Annotated in this window: 13 protein-coding genes; 7 read left to right on the forward strand and 6 right to left on the reverse strand. The window is 71.7% G+C overall.

Annotation, left to right across the window (positions count from 1 at the left end; translation table 11 throughout):
* Positions 1–6,432 (forward strand): Ig-like domain-containing protein (locus F6X51_RS24725; RefSeq protein WP_191970257.1); only part of this gene is annotated, 6,432 nt, incomplete at its 5' end.
* A gap of 120 nt (positions 6,433–6,552) precedes the next feature.
* On the opposite strand, the gene F6X51_RS24730 is transcribed toward F6X51_RS24725, so the two are convergent.
* The gene (locus F6X51_RS24730; RefSeq protein WP_150966496.1) at positions 6,553–7,107 is read right to left on the reverse strand and encodes a DNA-3-methyladenine glycosylase; all 555 of its coding nucleotides are present in this window, start codon (positions 7,105–7,107) and stop codon (positions 6,553–6,555) included.
* Between the two features lie 352 nt (positions 7,108–7,459).
* On the opposite strand from F6X51_RS24730, the gene F6X51_RS24735 reads away from it, so the two are divergent.
* On the forward strand, positions 7,460–7,732 hold the full coding sequence (locus tag F6X51_RS24735; protein WP_150966498.1) for a DUF6894 family protein: 273 nt from the start codon (positions 7,460–7,462) through the stop codon (positions 7,730–7,732).
* A 235-nt stretch (positions 7,733–7,967) separates the two neighbouring features.
* Here F6X51_RS24735 and F6X51_RS24740 read toward each other — a convergent pair whose 3' ends face one another.
* The 3 genes from F6X51_RS24740 to F6X51_RS24750 form a co-directional block, all read right to left on the reverse strand.
* Positions 7,968–8,261: a hypothetical protein gene (locus tag F6X51_RS24740; protein ID WP_150966500.1), complete on the reverse strand. Its 294-nt coding sequence runs from the start codon at positions 8,259–8,261 to the stop codon at positions 7,968–7,970.
* A 79-nt stretch (positions 8,262–8,340) separates the two neighbouring features.
* Positions 8,341–8,520 carry a hypothetical protein gene (locus F6X51_RS24745; protein ID WP_150966502.1) on the reverse strand — a complete coding sequence of 60 codons (180 nt, stop codon included), beginning with the start codon at positions 8,518–8,520 and terminating at the stop codon, positions 8,341–8,343.
* A gap of 362 nt (positions 8,521–8,882) precedes the next feature.
* A complete protein-coding gene (locus tag F6X51_RS24750) occupies positions 8,883–9,341 on the reverse strand; it encodes a TIGR01244 family sulfur transferase (protein WP_150966504.1) in 459 nt (152 codons plus the stop codon).
* A 400-nt stretch (positions 9,342–9,741) separates the two neighbouring features.
* Between F6X51_RS24750 and F6X51_RS24755 the strand changes: the two genes are divergently transcribed.
* The 3 genes from F6X51_RS24755 to F6X51_RS24765 all read left to right on the forward strand — a co-directional run bounded on the left by F6X51_RS24755 (position 9,742) and on the right by F6X51_RS24765 (position 11,091).
* Positions 9,742–10,209, forward strand: a complete 468-nt coding sequence (locus F6X51_RS24755; protein ID WP_150966506.1) for a MucR family transcriptional regulator — start codon at positions 9,742–9,744, stop codon at positions 10,207–10,209.
* Positions 10,210–10,351: 142 nt separating this feature from the next.
* Positions 10,352–10,561 carry a hypothetical protein gene (locus tag F6X51_RS24760; RefSeq protein ID WP_150966508.1) on the forward strand — a complete coding sequence of 70 codons (210 nt, stop codon included), beginning with the start codon at positions 10,352–10,354 and terminating at the stop codon, positions 10,559–10,561.
* 113 nt (positions 10,562–10,674) lie between these two features.
* A complete protein-coding gene (locus tag F6X51_RS24765; RefSeq protein ID WP_191970258.1) occupies positions 10,675–11,091 on the forward strand; it encodes a phage holin family protein in 417 nt (138 codons plus the stop codon).
* Positions 11,092–11,117: 26 nt separating this feature from the next.
* On the opposite strand, the gene F6X51_RS24770 is transcribed toward F6X51_RS24765, so the two are convergent.
* Positions 11,118–12,161, reverse strand: a complete 1,044-nt coding sequence (locus tag F6X51_RS24770; protein WP_150966512.1) for a matrixin family metalloprotease — start codon at positions 12,159–12,161, stop codon at positions 11,118–11,120.
* A gap of 310 nt (positions 12,162–12,471) precedes the next feature.
* On the opposite strand from F6X51_RS24770, the gene F6X51_RS24775 reads away from it, so the two are divergent.
* A complete protein-coding gene (locus F6X51_RS24775) occupies positions 12,472–12,831 on the forward strand; it encodes a PAS domain-containing protein (RefSeq protein ID WP_150966514.1) in 360 nt (119 codons plus the stop codon).
* A gap of 53 nt (positions 12,832–12,884) precedes the next feature.
* Here the strand turns inward: F6X51_RS24775 and F6X51_RS24780 are convergent, their stop codons facing one another.
* Entirely contained in the window at positions 12,885–14,366 is a 1,482-nt protein-coding gene (locus F6X51_RS24780) for a methyl-accepting chemotaxis protein (protein WP_150966516.1), read from the reverse strand.
* Positions 14,367–14,756: 390 nt separating this feature from the next.
* On the opposite strand from F6X51_RS24780, the gene F6X51_RS24785 reads away from it, so the two are divergent.
* Positions 14,757–16,175 (forward strand): cytochrome P450, encoded by a 1,419-nt coding sequence (locus tag F6X51_RS24785; protein ID WP_150966518.1) that lies wholly within the window; start codon positions 14,757–14,759, stop codon positions 16,173–16,175.
* The last annotated feature ends 4 nt before the right edge of the window (positions 16,176–16,179 follow it).

Consider the following 16,179-nt stretch of genomic DNA (forward strand, 5'->3'; position numbering starts at 1 on the left):
GCCTTCAGCGTCACCCCCGGCACCGCCCTCGGCGACGGCCCCTACGCGTTCACCGCCACCGCCACCGATGCGGCGGGCAATCTCGGCGCGCCCTCGGCGCCCGTCAGCCTCACCATCGATACGGCGGTCCCCGCAGCCCCGGTCGTGACGAGCGCAGGGGGCGCCACCAGCGACACCACGCCGGCGATCACCGGCACCGGCGAGGCGGGCGCGACCGTGACGCTCCTCGACGGCACCGCGCCGGTCGGCACGGCCACGGTCGGCCAGAACGGCGGCTTCACGGTGAGCCCGGGCGCGCCGCTCGGGGAGGGGCCGCACAACCTCTCGGTCCAGCTGACCGACGCGGCCGGCAATGTCGGCGCGCCCTCGCCGGCGGTGGCCGTCACGATCGATAGCCTGGCTCCCACGATCCCGGTCGTGACGGGGGGCGGCGGCGCGACCGCCGATACGACGCCGGCCGTCACGGGCACGGCCGAGCCCGGCGCCACCGTCACGCTCCTGAACGGCACCACCGCTCTCGGCACCGCCACGGTCAACCCGGACGGCAGCTTCACGGTCAGCCCGACCACGCCCCTGGGGCAGGGGACCTACGACCTCTCGGTCCGGGTCACCGACGCGGCCGGCAACACGAGCCCGGTCACGGCCGCCATCGGCGTCACGGTCGACACCACGCTTCCGACCACCCCGACCCTCACCGCACCCGCGGGTCCGACCAGCGACAGCACCCCGACCCTCACGGGAACGGCGGAAGCGAACAGCACCGTCACCATCGCCAACGGGAACACGGTGCTCGGCACGGTGACGGCCGATTCCGGCGGCGCCTTCAGCTTCACCCCGGTCCCTGCGTTCGGCGACGGCACCTACGCGCTCACCGCCACCGTCCGGGATGCGGCCGGCAATGTCGGCGCGCCCTCGGCGCCCGTCAGCCTCACCATCGACACGGCCGCCCCGGTCATGCCGGTGCTCACCAGCGCGGGCGGTCCGACCAGCAGCGCCGCACCGGCGATCACCGGCACCGGCGAGATCGGCGCGCGCGTGACGCTCCTCGACGGCACCGCGCCGGTCGGCACGGCCATTGTGGACCAGGACGGCAGCTTCACGGTGAGCCCGGGCGCGCCGCTCGGGGAGGGGCCGCACAACCTCTCGGTCCAGCTGACCGACGCGGCCGGCAATGTCGGCGCGCCCTCGATGGCGATCACCGTCACGGTGGACGTGACGGCGCCGGCCGCGCCGGTCTTCACCACCGCCTCGGGCGTCACCGCCGACGCCACGCCGGCCATCGCCGGCACGGCCGAGGCCGGCGCCACCGTCACGGTGTTCGACGACGGCACCCCCCTCGGCACGGTCCAGGCCAACGCCCGCGGCGCCTGGTCCTTCACCCCCGGGACGGCCCTCGCCAACGGCCCCAACCTCATCACCGCCACGGCCACCGACGCGGTCGGCAACATCAGCCCGGCCGCGACCGGCCCGACCTTGACCGTCGACACCGGCGCGCCGCCGGCCCCGGTCCTGACGATCGCGCCCGGCCCGACCAACGACAACACGCCGACCATCACGGGCACGGCGGAGGCCAACAGCACGGTCACCATCACCAGCGGGGGCATTCTCATCGCCACCGTCACGGCCGATGCCGGCGGCGCCTTCAGCGTCACCCCCGGCACCGCCCTCGGCGACGGCCCCTACGCGTTCACCGCCACCGCCACCGACGCGGCGGGCAATCTCGGCGCGCCCTCGGCGCCCGTGAGCCTCACCATCGATACGGCGGTCCCCGCAGCCCCGGTCGTGACGAGCGCAGGGGGCGCCACCAGCGACACCACGCCGGCGATCACCGGCACCGGCGAGGCGGGCGCGACCGTGACGCTCCTCGACGGCACCGCGCCGGTCGGTACGGCCACGGTCGGCCAGAACGGCGGCTTCACGGTGAGCCCGGGCGCGCCGCTCGGGGAGGGGCCGCACAACCTCTCGGTCCACCTGACCGACGCGGCCGGCAATGTCGGCGCGCCCTCGCCGGCGGTGGCCGTCACGGTGGACACCAACGTCGACGTCCCGCCGGCCCTCGCCTTCACGGTGGCGACGACGGCGGACGGCAGGCTCAACGCCACCGAGGCGCAGGCGACCGCCTTCACGATCGCGGGCCTCGATGCCGGCACGACCGGCACCGCCACCTTCACGGATGCCAGCACTGCCAGCGTGAGCGTCGCGATCGGGGCGAACGGCACCTACGCGGCGGACCTCTCCGGTCTCGACGGGCCGGTGACCACGAGCCTGCGCGTCACCGATCCGGCGGGCAACGCCGGCACGATCGCGGGGCCGTCGCTGACCCTCGACACGCTCGCGCCGGTCGGCACCGCGGTGGCCGACGCCTCCGGCGGCCCGGAGGTCGCGAGCTTCACCTACACGGTGAGCTTCCCCGAGGCGGTCGCCAATGTCGGCGCGGAGGATTTCACCCTGACCGGCACCAACGGCGCCACCGGCACCATCGCCGGCGTGACGGGCTCCGGCGGCACCTACACGGTCACGGTGGCGGAGGTCTCCGGCGCCGGCACGCTGAGCCTCGGCCTCGCGGCGGGCTCCGACATCACGGACCTGGCCGGCAACGCCGCGAGCCTGACCCCGGCCGACCGGGCGGTGATCGGCGTCGCCCCGGTGCTGCCGGTCATCACCGGCTACACGATCGATACCGGCGTGCCATCCGACGGGATCACTGGCGATCCCACCCCGACCCTCACGGGAATCGGAGCGGCGGGGTCCACCGTCACGGTGACCTACGCGACCGCGGCCGGCCCGGCGCAAGCCACCGGAACGGTCCTGGCGGACGGCACCTGGAGCCTGACCCTGCCGACCCTCGCGGACGGCGACTACAGCTTTACCGCGAGCCTCGCAACCGCGGGTGGTACCCCGATCGGGACCTCGGCCCCCCTCGCGCTCACGATCGACACCGGCGTGGATGCGGGCACGCCGACCACGCTCGTGGTCGACGGGACGGCCGACGGCCTCATCAACGCCGCGGAGGCGACCGCGGTCGCCTACACGGTGGCGGGGCTCGATGCCGGCACCAGCGGCACGATCACCTTCCGCGACGGGATCCGCGCGACGGAGGTCGCGGTGAGCCAGAACGGCACCTTCGCGGTCGACCTGTCGGGCTTCAGCGGGCCGGTGAGCGCGAATCTCGCCCTGCGGGACGTGGCCGGCAACGCCGCCACGCTGGCCGGCAACACCGTCAGCCTCGCGACGGGCGCCCCCGGAGCCCCGGTGATCACCGGCCTCGCCGACGATACCGGGACGCTCGGCGACACCCTCACCGCCGACACGAATCCGACCCTCAGCGGACTGGCCGACCCGGGCAGCGCGATCCGCCTCGACTTCACCACGGCGGCCGGTCCGCAATTCGTCGAGACGGTGGCGGGCGCGAGCGGAGCCTGGACCGCGACCCTGCCGCTGCTGCCGGACGGGGCCTACGCGGTCACGGCGTCGGCGCGCGACGCCGCCGGCAACGCCAGTGTGGCGAGCGCGCCCTTCCCGATCAGCATCGACGCGACGGCGCCGGCCGGCACCGCCGGCGCCGACACGGCCGGCGGACTGACCGCCGAGACCTTCACCTACACGGTGAGCTTCCCCGAGGCCGTCGCCAATGTCGGCGCGGAGGATTTCAGCCTGACCGGCACGAACGGCGCCACCGGTACCATCGCCGGCGTGACGGGCTCCGGCGGCACCTACACGGTCACGGTGGCGGGGGTCTCCGGCGCCGGAACGCTGAGCCTCGGCCTCGCGGCGGGCTCCGACATCGCGGACCGCGCCGGCAACCTCGCGAGCCTGACCCCGGCCACCCGCAACGTTGCCGTCGGCCCGGATGCGACCGTGCCGACGACGATCTCGGGCTTCACCGAGGATTCGGGCGTTGCCGGCGACGGGATCACCAGCGACGCCACCCCGACCCTGACGGGAACGGGCAATGCCGGCGGCACCGTCACGGTGACCTTCGCGACCGCGGCGGGCGCCCAGACCCTGACGGGCCCGGTCGATGCGCTCGGGAACTGGACCGTTCCCGTCCCGGAACTCGCCGACGGGCGCTACAGCTTCACCGCGACGACCTCGGGTCCTTCCGGGGCACCGGGCGGCACCTCGGCGCCGCTTGCCCTCACCATCGACACGGTGGCGGATGCCCTGCCGGCTGTGGCGCTCGCCCTCGACGGGTCGGCGGACGGCGTCCTGACCCCCGCCGAGGCCGCGACCGCGCGCTTCACCCTGAGCGGCCTCGACGCCGGCTCAGGGGCGGCCGTGACCTTCACGGACGCCGCGGGGACCCGCGTCGCGGCGACGGCTTCCGCCGACGGCACCTACACGGTCGACCTGTCGGGCCTCATCGGCCCCGTCACCTCCTCGGTCGTGGTCACGGATGCGGCGGGCAACAGCGCGGTCGGCAGCGGCAACCCGATCGTCATCGACGCGGGCACGACGACGCCCCCGCGGACGCCCGTCCCGACGATCACCGGCATCCAGGAGGATACCGGCACGCCGGGCGACGGGATCACCAGCGATGCGAGCCCGATCCTGGTCGGGACCGCGAGCCCCGGCAGCACCGTGACGGTGAGCTACACCGGCGCTGCGGGGGGCGCCGCGACGGCGACCGGCACGGTCGGCACCGACGGGGCCTGGCAGATCGCTCTGCCCGCGCTGGCGGATGGCAGCTACAGCTTCGTCGCGACCGCCCTGGCGCCCGGCAGCACATCCTCGCCGGCCTCGCAAGCCCTGCCGGTCGTGATCGACACGGTGGTGCCGGCCGCGCCGGTCTTCGGGGGAATCGTCGGCGATGACGGGGACGGGGTCGTCACCGACGCGTCCCCGACCCTGACCGGCACGGCCGAGCCCGGCAGCACGGTGACGGTCACCTACGAGACGCCGCAGGGCCCGGGTTCGGCCACCGGCACGACCGGGACGGACGGGCGCTGGACCGTCGACATCCCGACCCTCCCCGACGGCAGCTACAGCCTCACCGTGGGCACCACGGATGCGGCCGGCAATGCCGGCGCGCCGGCGGCTCCCGTCAGCCTGACGATCAACACCGGCACGGGAGGCGGCGGCACGGGAGGCGGCGGCACGGGAGGCGGCGGCACAGGTGGCGGCAGCACCGGCGGCGGTGGGACCGGCGGCGACGGGGGCACCGGCGGATCCGGCGGCTCGGGTGGATCCGGCGGCACGGCGCCCGTGCTGGTCGGCGACCTCAATCAGACGCTCGCCCACGCGCCGGCGGTCTCCGGCAACCTCCTGGCGAACGACACGGGCGCGGCCCTCAAGGTCACGGCCGTGCAGTTCTCCGGCGGGCTGCCGGTCGCGGTCCCGACCGAGGGCACCGTCAAGGTCGTGTCCGACCACGGCACCCTGACGGTCTCGGCGGATGGCAGCTACAGCTACCAGGCGATCGGCGCGAACAACCTCGACGACACCGTCAGGACCGCCGAGCACTTCACCTACACGGTGACGGACGCGGCCGGCGCGGTCGGGCAGTCGAGCCTCGACATCAGCCTCGGCGGCCAGGCGCCGCAGGCGAGCGCGAGCTTCGGCTTCGCCTTCACGGAGGCGCGGGTGACGCTCGCGGGCGAAGCCCTCGTCCTCGTCGGCCCCGACGGCGTGACGCGGGACATCAGCGGCATCGACACGCTGCGCTTCACCGACGGCGAGATCCAGAACAACGACGGGCATCACGTGGTGGACGACGTGTTCTACTACGCGAACAACCTCGACGTCTGGCGCGCGCATGTCGACGCCGACACGCATTACGAGACCTTCGGCTGGAAGGAGGGCCGGGATCCGAACGCCTACTTCCACACCCGCGCGTACCTCGCCGAGAATCCGGACGTGGCCGCGGCCAACATCAACCCCCTCGAGCATTACCTCACGTTCGGCGAGCGCGAGGGCCGCAGCCCGAGCCCGGGCTTCTCCGCCGAGGCCTATCTCCACGCCAATCCCGACGTGGCGGCGGCCGGGATCAACGCCCTGGCGCATTACCTGACGAACGGCCAGGACGAGGGCCGGACGGTCTTCGCGGGCGAGAGCGAGGGACCGGGCCGGGTGATCGGCGACTTCGACGCCGATTTCTACCTCGCCCAATACGCGGACGTGGCGGCGGCCGTGCCCGCCGGCCGGGAGGCCGCCTCCTACGCCCTGGAGCATTACCTCACCTTCGGGGCGCGCGAGCTGCGCAACCCGAATGCCGCGTTCGACACCGCGTACTACCTTCAGCAGAACCCGGAAGTCGCGGCCTCGGGCGCCAACCCACTGCTGCATTATCAGGAGGTCGGGTGGCACGAGGGCCGCAACCCGAGCGCGTCGTTCAACACGAACGCGTACCTGGCGAGCCATCCGGAGGTGGCCCAGGCCGGCATCGACCCGCTGGAGCATTACCTCCAGACCGGCGGCCACGCCCTGGCCTGAGGGACGCGACGCACCGCCGGCGGCGCCGAAGCCGCCGGCTCACCCGGAACGACCCGAGCCCTCCGCGCCGCCGCGCGGGGGACTCTCGTGCGGGCACCCGCCCCGGTGCCGACCGGGCCGTCAGGTCACCCGGGGAAGCGGCCGGCTGACGAAGCGCGAGCCGGCGAGCAGGAAGCGCCAGGGCGTCTCGGCGCCGCGGGTGATGCCGATCCGAGGCCCGGCAGCCGTCGCGACCGGCTCGGCCCGCGGGGTCCAGGCGAAGGGGAGCCGGTGCATCGGCAGGCCATCCTGCGCCCCCGTGATCCCGAGGGCCTGGCACAGGCGCCCGGGCCCGGCGCAGAGCCGGCGCGGATCGTCGAGGCCGCGGCGCGCCCGCATCCGATCGAGGCCGGCTCGCGGCTCGATCGCGCGGAGGAGCACGGCGCTGCCCGGCTCGCAGACGACGTTCAGGCACCAGTGCATGCCGTAGGAGCGGTAGACGTAGGCGTGGCCTGGCGGCCCGAACATGCTCGCATTGCGCCGCGTCGGCCCGATGAAGCTGTGCGAGGCCGGATCGCTCCGGTCATAGGCCTCGGTCTCGACCACGATCCCGCCGACGCCGTCGACGGCGAGCCCCACCCCGATCAGGTCGGCCGCCACGGACGCGGCATCGCGCGCGAAGAAGGCCTGTTCCACCCGAACCGCTCAGGCGCCGAGGACGGGACGGGAAGGGGGCGAACGGCGAGCGAGGCTCACGCCCGCGATCCTGGCCGGGATCGCGGGCGTTTTCGAGGAGCGGCAGGACTTCGCGGGGCCCGAGACCTCCGCCCCGACCGTCAAAAGAGCTGGACGACGGAGATGTAAAATTTCTGCGACATTGCCATCGGGGGAATGCAATTCTAAATGTCACTCTCGGTACAGAATCGTACGGCCGTCCCACGTTGATTCGGCTCTATTGGTTGTCTATCCAACCAATCAGCCGCAGAATCTTTCCGTGCCTTCGAATCACGTCCGACCTATCTTCAGTCCGATAGGAGTATCCGCACCTATGGCTCGATTTTTCTTCGACGTCTACGATCCCCGCGTCACCTATCACGATCCGGACGGCGTCGATTGCCCGGACCGCGCGGCGGTCTCGGAGGAAGCGCTCAGGGCCCTGTGCGAGATCGCGGCCGACGAGCCCGGCCGCTACGTCGACAATCCCCTGCGCATCGAGGTGCGGGATGCCGCCAATCGCGTCGTCATGACGGCGAGCGTCGGCCTGACGGCCGCGTGGCACGCCGAGGGCGAGAGCGCCGTGACGGCGCGGGATGCCGCCTGAGGCGGCGCGGAGCACCGCAAAACGAGCGGCCCGTGGTTTCCGAGGAAACCCGGGAGGCTCGCGGTGTTGGGACTGGCTCAGGCAGACCTGTTCGCACCGCTGATCGGGCTCGGCCCGGCGCGCGTCACGCTCGCCCACGCCCGGGAGACCAGGCCTGCGCCCGCCGCCCCGAACGATCGTCCGAGGCGCCGCCAAATCGTCAGTGCCGCAGCGCCCGGCCTCGAAGGGCCAGCGGTCAGTGCTCGAGGCCGGCGCGCGACTGCGCGAAGAGGTCGGCTCCGGTCTCGGCGCCGGCGGCCTTGATCAGCGTCGCCTCCTCGCAGGTGCTCGCGAGCTTCAGGGCCAGGGGCTGCAGCCGCTCCCGCTCGGTGCAGTAGGCGGCGATGCGGGCGCGGCCGTATTCCGGCATGGTGGAGACCAGCCGCCCGAACTCGCATTCGCTCGCCCGGTACAGAGCCGCGATCAGCTCGATCGGGATCGGATACTTGGCGAGGCTCGATGCCATGGGCCGGAGGGGGGTCGATGCCATGGGTCGCCTCATCGTGTTGCGGATGAGGCAGGATCTCCCGGCATGGTTAATGGACCGTTACGGGACCGGGTCCGACCGCTCAGGATTGCTGGCGCCGGCCGCTGCGGGCGATCTGGATCAGGTCATTGGTCGTGACGCAGCGATTGGCCGGAAGCAATCGCTCGAAGAGCGAGCAATCCTGGCTCGTCCACACGCTGACGGCGCTCGTAATATTGCGCCACGTGCGATCGAATCGCCCTGAAATCACCTGCGCTGCCATGGATCCGCCCCAACCCACACGCCCTGGGTCAAGACGGTATGCGCAACGCCGATCGGCCCATGCCCTCTTTTGTTAAACCCATCCGAAATTTCCGAATTGGCGCGAAACAGCTGCGCACATTTCGTCCGCTCCCGCACGATCCTCGTCAAAATCTGATCGAAGGTCTCTGAGTTCATCAAGCAGATCATCGGTCAGGCAAGATCATCGGCTCCGGAAGCGAGGTCGCAATTCGGCTTTCGCTCTTGCGAATGAGGATCCCGGACGCACCAGAACCGGTCGAGCGCGCGCAATACGAAGCCGTGTCGGCTGTTTCAGAGCGGTCAGTCGATGGGACTCTTCACGGCATCCGCGCCGCGCGCCGATCAGGCCGACGCGCCGGGCCGATCGTCGGTCTCCGGCGCGTGCGCGTTGAGCCAGCCGACCGCCCCGGTCAGGTCGAAGCCCCGGGCGGCGCCGAAAGGGAGGACGTCCGCGCGCCGCATGCGCCCGGCGAGCACCTCGCCGAGGACCCAGAGCGTGAGGGACCGGGTACCGCTGCGGCAATGGGCGAGGACCGGGCCGGAGGCGCCCGCGACCGCGTCCCGGAAGTTCTCGATCTCCGCGCGGGTGATCGTCGCGCCGGTCACGGGCAGGTGCCGGTAGGCGAGGCCGGCCGCCTCGGCCGATTCGCGCTCGGCCTCGGAGCCGGGCTGTCCCGCCTCCTCGCCGTCGGGGCGGTTGTTGATCAGGAGCGCGTAGCCCGCCGCTGCGAGCCCGGCGATGTCCTCGCCGTTCGGCTGGCCGGCGACCGTCAGGCCCGGCGCGATCTCCGTGCGTATCATCGGCGCTTCCACCTGTGCCCGTCGCCCGGCCAGCATAGAGCAAGGCGGCGGCGGGCACACCGTCATCGCCGCATCGCCAGCACGATGAAGCCCGAATAGGCGAAGGCCGCGGCCATGATGGTGAGGGAGAGGGAATCCATGGCCGGCCGATACGGCCTGGCCGGGGCTCCGGCCACGGCGCGTTCGGCCGCTGTGGCATCGTGACCCCGGCCTGGGACGGGGAGCCGACCCGGAGCCCATTCAGGCTCTAGCCTGCAGAATGAAACGTTGTTTATTCCGGCTGACAAGCAAAATTTCCCAGCCATAGCGAAAAAATTACACATAGGGACGCATTACCCCTTGATGCGGTGGCAGCAAGGTGATCATAGGCGCGCTGAGCAACTTCCAATGGGCCGTTGAAATGTCAGAAGAAAGCCAGGGGACGAACCCCGAATTCATTGCACTCGCCGGTGACATCGTTTCCGCCTATGTGTCCAACAACTCCGTTCCTGTCGCGGAGCTACCGAGCCTGATCGCCAGCATCCACACGGCCCTGCAGGGATTGTCCACCGGTGCCGCGACCGCCGCGGCCGCCGAGACGGTCGAGAAGCCGACCCCGGCGCAGGTCCGCAAGTCGATCACCCCGGACGCGCTGATCAGCTTCATCGACGGCAAGCCCTACAAGACCCTCAAGCGCCACCTCACCGGCCACGGGCTCGATCCCTACAGCTACCGCCAGCGCTACGGCCTGCCGAGCGACTACCCGATGGTGGCGGCGAACTACGCCGCACAGCGCTCCGAACTCGCCAAGTCGATCGGCCTCGGGCGCGCCGGCGGCCAGGCCGAGGATCCCGACGCGTCGCGGCCCCGCGGCCGCAAGGCGGGTTGAGGGACAACCCGTTCCAGGCGGCGGGCTCAGGGCGGCGGAACGGCCGCGCACGCGCCGCCTTAACGGCCCCGAAACCGGGGCCGCCTAGACCCGTCTCTCCGGTCGCCGTCACCGGCTCGCCGGGGCCGGAGAGAGGCTTCGCGTGCACGATCCCTTCGTTCCCGCCGTCCTGGCCGAGCGCCTGCGCGCCAAGCGCCGCCGGCCCTGCGCGGTCGCGGCCCTCGATCCGACGCCCGCCAAGCCCGTCTTCGCCGAACTCCTCGACGGCCAGGGCCGCGGCACCGGCCAGTTCGTGCGCCTGTCGCAGGGCATGGTCGAGCGCATCGCCCGCGCCGTGAAGGCCGCCGGCTGAGGGTGGATCGGGCGCGCCCGGGAACGCCGGGGGATCGCTGCCGTTGCGTTGATCGGACATCCATGCCGGGCGCGGGGCGCGCCGCCTCGCACCGGCCCCATCGAGGGACGCTCATGGTCGATCGATCGCAGGCAGGCCGCGCACCGGAACGCGCGCTGCCGAGCCGCTGGAGCCTGCTCGCGGAGGCCCTGCGGGCCGGCGGCGACCTGATCGGCAAGGAGCTGAAGCTGTTTCAGGTCGAGGCCGACGGCAATCTCCGCGCCATCGCGGCCCTGATCGCCCGCTTCGGCTTCGCGCTCATCCTGCTCGTCGGCGGCTTGCTTCTGCTGGTCCTGGCCCTCGTCAGGGCCATCGGCGCGCTGATCGGCTCGCAGGCGCTCGCCGCGCTCGGGGTCGGGGGCGCCTTCGCGGCCGTCACCGGGATCTTCCTCGTCCTCGGCCTGCGGCGCATGTCCCTCGACAATCTCGCCCCCCGGCGGACCGAGCGGCAGCTGACGCGGGATGCGGAGCTCGTCGGGGCCGGAGAGTAGAGCCGCCCCGGCGCCTCCGGCCCCGCTCAGGTGACGAGCCAGTCGCTCGGCACGTGGACCGTGAAGGCCTTGCCCTCGTCGACCCAGCCGGCCCCGGCGGCGCCCACCCGGATCGCGTCGGCCTCGCCCGCGCTCCCGGCGAAATGGTGGACGCCGCTCTGCGTGTTGAAGAACCGCTCGAGGGTGACGGCACCGGGGCCTCCCGCCGCCGGGCTCGCGTAGGCCTCGAAGGCGACGCCCTCGTAGACGTAGCTCGGCAGGGTCTTGATGATCTGGTCCCGCTCGGCGACGCCGGTGGTGTAGAAATGCGTGCCGTGGGCCGTGTCGAAGAAGCGGAACACGTCGATGGTGCCGGGGCCGGCATCCGGGGTCGCCCAGGCGACGCCCTCGTAGACGTAGCCGATCTTGCTGTTGATCAGCCAATCCCGCTCGGCCACGCTCGAGGTGTAGAAATGGTCGTTCGTGGCCGCGTTGAAGAAGCGGAAGCTGTCGTGCAGCCCCGCCGACGCGACGGTCGGCGACGGGACCGCGGCCGCCGTGGGGATCGCCGGAACCGGCGCGGGGCTCGCGCTCGCGACCGCGGGGGCGCCGTAGAGCGCCTGGATGCCGCTGATGTCCGAGGCGGTGAGGTCGGTCACGGCGCTGCTGAGATAGGGGTTCATTACCGCCGTCGCGCCGCTGTAATGATCGAGGCCGAGGGCGTGGCCGATCTCGTGCAGGGCCACGAGGAAGAGGCTGGCCTTGTGGTTGCTGACGATGCCGCCCGCCGCGGCGTGCCAGCCCTCGCCGCTGTCGAAGGTGATGTCGGCGGAGGTGAAGCGATTGCCGAAATAGGTGTAGCGCGTCTGGCCCAGGACGTTGTCGAGCCCGTCGATGGCGCCGTTGCTGAACCGGATAGCGGCGCCGGATGCCGAGGCGGCCTGCACGAAGGTGATGTTCGCGTGCGCCGACCAATCGGCGAAGGCCGCGGTCAGGATGGGCTGGAACGCCGCCGGGATGCTCGCGTCCACAGCCCAGGACACGGTCGCCCCCGCGCCCCAGAGCGGTCCCTCCAAAGCGTATGCTGCCATGCGTCACCTCCCTGGCGCCTGTCGGGACGGTGCGTGTGACTCCTTAATGCGGGGATAATGCGACGAAGCCGGTCCCGCCCCGCCGTATGCCGTCCTTGCGTCCGAATACGCACCGGCATCCCAGCGTTGTTCCCTTACAATCCGTTTATCATGGATCATTCTAAGAAAACATTCCAAATAAAAAACCCGATAGCGTCCAGCATCTGCCGGGTAAAGGCGTGAGTTCAACGTGAAATTGTCGCTGATAGGCTTTAAATTTCGGGAGTTCCTGCGGATGATTGCGTCGCTCGGGCTGATCGAAAACTGAAGGTTGACGTTTTCCACTCAGGAGCAAAGCTGGTCGCCAGGTCTCTTCAGAATTCCCGGTCTGGAAGCCGGCGCCGTCCGGCCCGATGACGAACTGATGCTTAGCCTCGTCCCTTCCGACGATCGCGCAGTGCTTGAAGGCAGCGCCGAGATCGTGCGCACGAGCCTCCTCGGCGACCGGGCCGTCCGGATCACCCGGCGGGACGCGACGATGCGGCTGGTGATGAGCCGGGGCGGGGTTTTCCACAGCGCGGACGGCGAGCCCGTCCGCAGCCGCCGGGACGCCGTCGCGGCGCTGCGCGCGGCCGGCATCGACGTCTTCCGCATGGCCGGCGAGGCCGTCGCCACCGCCAAGGTCGGCTGACAGCTGCCGGGGCCGGGCCGGGCCGGGGCCGGGCCGGTCTCGGGCGCGCGGCATCAGCGGGCCAGGATGCGGGCCGCCTCCTTCGTGGTGGCCACGGCCTGGGACACCCCCGAGAGGGAGCCCGAGATCGCCCGGACGTTGCCGGAGATCGCCGCCACCGCGTCGGCGGCCTCCTGCATGTTGGAGGAGATGTCCCGCGTCACCACGCTCTGCTCCTCCACCGCGGCGGCCGCGCTGACGACGTGGTCGCGCAGGGTCGCGACCGAGGCCCCGATCCCCCCGAGGGCGCCGACGACCTCCCCGGCGACGGCGCGGATGCCGTCGATCTCGCCCGCGATCTGCTCGGTCGCCCGGGCGGCCTGGTTGGCGAGGCTCTTCACCTCGCTCGCCACCACGGCGAAGCCGCGGCCGGCCTCGCCCGCCCGCGCCGACTCGATGGTCGCGTTGAGGGCCAGCAGGTTGATCTGGCCCGCGATGGTCTGGATCAGCCCGACGATTCCCCCCATGGCGCTCGCCGCCTGCGCGAGCCGCTCCGTGAAGGCGTTGGCGGCGGCCACCTGCGCATGGGCGTCGTCGGTGGCCCGGCGCGACTTCGCCATGCCCTCGGAGATCTCGCTCACCGAGGCTGCGAGCTCCTCGGTCGCCGCCGCCATCGTCTGGACGGCCTGGGCGGTGCTGCCCGCGGCCTGCGTCGCCGCGGTGGATTCCGCGTCGGTCCGGGCGATCGCCCCGTCGATCTCGCCGAAGTTCTGCGCGATCAGGCGCTGGAGATCGGCCAGGAGGGTGACCTGCGGGGTGATGTCGGTGGCGAACTTGACCACCTTGTAGGGGCGCCCGCCGGCATCCAGGATCGGGTTGTAGGAGGCCTCGATCCAGACCGCCCGGCCTCCCTTGCCGATGCGCTTGTACTGGCCGGCCCGGTAGCGGCCCTGGCGCAGGGTCTCCCAGAACGCCCGGTAGGCCGCGCTCTCCCGGTCGGCGGCCTCCACGAACAGGCCGTGATGGCGCCCGACGATCTCCGGAAGGGTGTAGCCGAGGGTCTTCAGGAAGTTCTCGTTGGCGTCCAGGATGGTGCCGTCGAGGGCGAAGGCGATCACCGCCTGGGAGGTCCGGATCGCGTCGATCTGGCCCTGGCGGTCGGCGTCCTCGGCCTTCTGGCGGGTGATGTCGGTGGCGAACTTGACCACCTTGAAGGGCCGGCCGTGCCGGTCGAGGATCGGATTGTAGGACGCCTCGATCCACACCTCACGGTTGTTTTTGCCGATGCGCCGGAACTGGCCGGCCTGGTAGCGGCCCTCGCGCAGGGCCGCCCAGAACGCCCGGTACTGCGCATCCTCGCGCATCGCGGGCTCGACGAACAGGCCGTGGTGCCGGCCCTGCACCTCCGACAGCGCGTAGCCGAGGACGCGCAGGAAATTGTCGTTCGCGTTCAGGATCCGCCCGTCGAGGTCGAACTCGATGATGCCCTGAGAGCGGTCGAGGGCGGCGAACTTCGCCGCCATCTCGACCGCAGACCGTTTCAAGCCTCCGAACATCCCGACAACTCCAAGCCTTCGGGCGCGTCGGTAGCGGCTCCGCGGTTCCGCAGGTTCCGCACGCGCCACCGGCACCACAACTGACAGTAGAACTTGCGCGCCGCAGACCTGAAGGTTCGGTTAACTCAGGTCGAATTTCGGCCAACATCCGAACCTGCGGTGCCGGAACGAAGCCCCGAAACCCGCCCGATGGACGGGCGAAGCCGGCTATTCGCGTGTCGGGGCGCCAGGGACTCGCAGCATTGGCCGAAGATCAACCTGGGACCGCGGGGGTGAATCGCGGCGAGATCCTGGCCGAACGGTGTCCGCTCGGATTCGAACAGAGCGATTAAGGGCCCGTCAAGCACCGGCGGGATAGCGTTGCACCTTAGGGTTACAGGTGTCGCGCGGATGCAGACAACCACAGTGAGCACGTTCCCGCTCTCCACGGCGGCGCCGTCGTTCAAGGCCTCGGTGGCCGAGGCGGCAGCGTTCCCGCGCCTCGTGCAGACGGTGGTGCGCAACATGATCGAGGCCTGGCCGGCCGAGGTCTACCGCGAGAGCCTGGTCGAGGCCCGCTTCCTCGGGCGCAAGACCGTCTTCGTCAGCGATCCGCGCCTGATCCACGACCTTCTGGTGACGCAGGCCGCGCAGCTCGGGCGCGAGGAATTCTTGACCCGCTCCCTCAAGCCGGCCCTCGGCGACGGGATCCTGACCTCGGACGGCGAGCGCTGGAAGGCGCAGCGCCGCACCGCCGCGCCGGTCTTCCGCCACGACCGGATCAGGGAATTCGTGCCCGCCATGACGGGCGCCGCCGCCGCCACCCGGGCGCGCTGGGACCGGCAGGGCGCAGAGCGCGGGGCCGCGCGCGGGGCCGAGTCCGCGCCGTTGGATGTCCTCGCCGAGATGATGCGCACGACCTTCGACATCATCGTCGCCACGATGATGTCGGACGAGGTCGGCCTCGATGTCGGGGCCTTCGGCCGGGCGATGAACGCCTATCTCGACCAGACCCGCTGGAAGATGGCCCTGACCCTCGTGGGCGCCCCGGCCTGGATGCCGCATCCGGGCTATTTCCGGGCGGTCTCGGCCGCGCGCTACCTGCGCGGCACCGTCGCGGCGGCGGTGGCGAGCCGCCGCCAGCGCGGCAAGACCGGCTCCGATCTCCTCGGCCTGATGCTGCAGGCCCGCGACCCGGAAGGGGGGGCGGCGATGTCGGATGAGAGCCTCACCGACAATCTCCTGACCTTCATCGCGGCGGGCCACGAGACCACCGCCATCACGCTCGCCTGGACCCTGTGGCTGCTGGCGGAGCACCCGGAGGTCGAGGCCCGCGTCGTCGCCGAGATGCGCGCCGCGGCCCAGGCGGGGCAGGGCCCGAACCTCGAGGTGCTGACCTATACCCGGCAGGTGCTCATGGAGGTAATGCGCCTCTACCCGGCGGCCCCCCTCCTGGTGCGCAAGACCCTCGGGGAGATCAGCCTCGGCGGCACCCGCATCCCGGCCGGGCGCTCCGTCCACGTGCCCGTCTACGCGCTCCATCGCCACGCCAAGCTCTGGTCCGAGCCCGCGCGCTTCGACCCCGACCGCTTCGGCCCGGCCCAGTCCGCCGCCCGCGACCGCTACGCCTACATGCCCTTCGGGGCCGGCCCGCGGATCTGCATCGGCATGGGCTTCGCCATCACGGAATGCCTCGCGATCCTGGCGGAGCTTCTCCCGGCCTACCGCTTCAGCCGCAACGGCTCGGGCCGCCCGGACGCGCGCTTCAGCGTGACGCTGCGTCCGCATGGCGGCGTGCGCATGGTCGTGACGCCGCGCCGGCTGCACTGATCGC

This window comes from Methylobacterium planeticum (genome assembly GCF_008806345.1).
Classification (GTDB): Bacteria; Pseudomonadota; Alphaproteobacteria; order Rhizobiales; family Beijerinckiaceae; genus Methylobacterium; species Methylobacterium planeticum.

Coding starts and splice junctions, on each gene's coding strand:
- F6X51_RS24735 (WP_150966498.1), top strand. CDS start 7,460: ATGGCTCGATTTTTCTTCGACGTCTACGATCCCCGCGTCACCTATCAC.
- F6X51_RS24740 (WP_150966500.1), bottom strand. CDS start 8,261: ATGGCATCGACCCCCCTCCGGCCCATGGCATCGAGCCTCGCCAAGTAT.
- F6X51_RS24745 (WP_150966502.1), bottom strand. CDS start 8,520: ATGGCAGCGCAGGTGATTTCAGGGCGATTCGATCGCACGTGGCGCAAT.
- F6X51_RS24750 (WP_150966504.1), bottom strand. CDS start 9,341: ATGATACGCACGGAGATCGCGCCGGGCCTGACGGTCGCCGGCCAGCCG.
- F6X51_RS24755 (WP_150966506.1), top strand. CDS start 9,742: ATGTCAGAAGAAAGCCAGGGGACGAACCCCGAATTCATTGCACTCGCC.
- F6X51_RS24765 (WP_191970258.1), top strand. CDS start 10,675: ATGGTCGATCGATCGCAGGCAGGCCGCGCACCGGAACGCGCGCTGCCG.
- F6X51_RS24770 (WP_150966512.1), bottom strand. CDS start 12,161: ATGGCAGCATACGCTTTGGAGGGACCGCTCTGGGGCGCGGGGGCGACC.
- F6X51_RS24780 (WP_150966516.1), bottom strand. CDS start 14,366: ATGTTCGGAGGCTTGAAACGGTCTGCGGTCGAGATGGCGGCGAAGTTC.
- F6X51_RS24785 (WP_150966518.1), top strand. CDS start 14,757: ATGCAGACAACCACAGTGAGCACGTTCCCGCTCTCCACGGCGGCGCCG.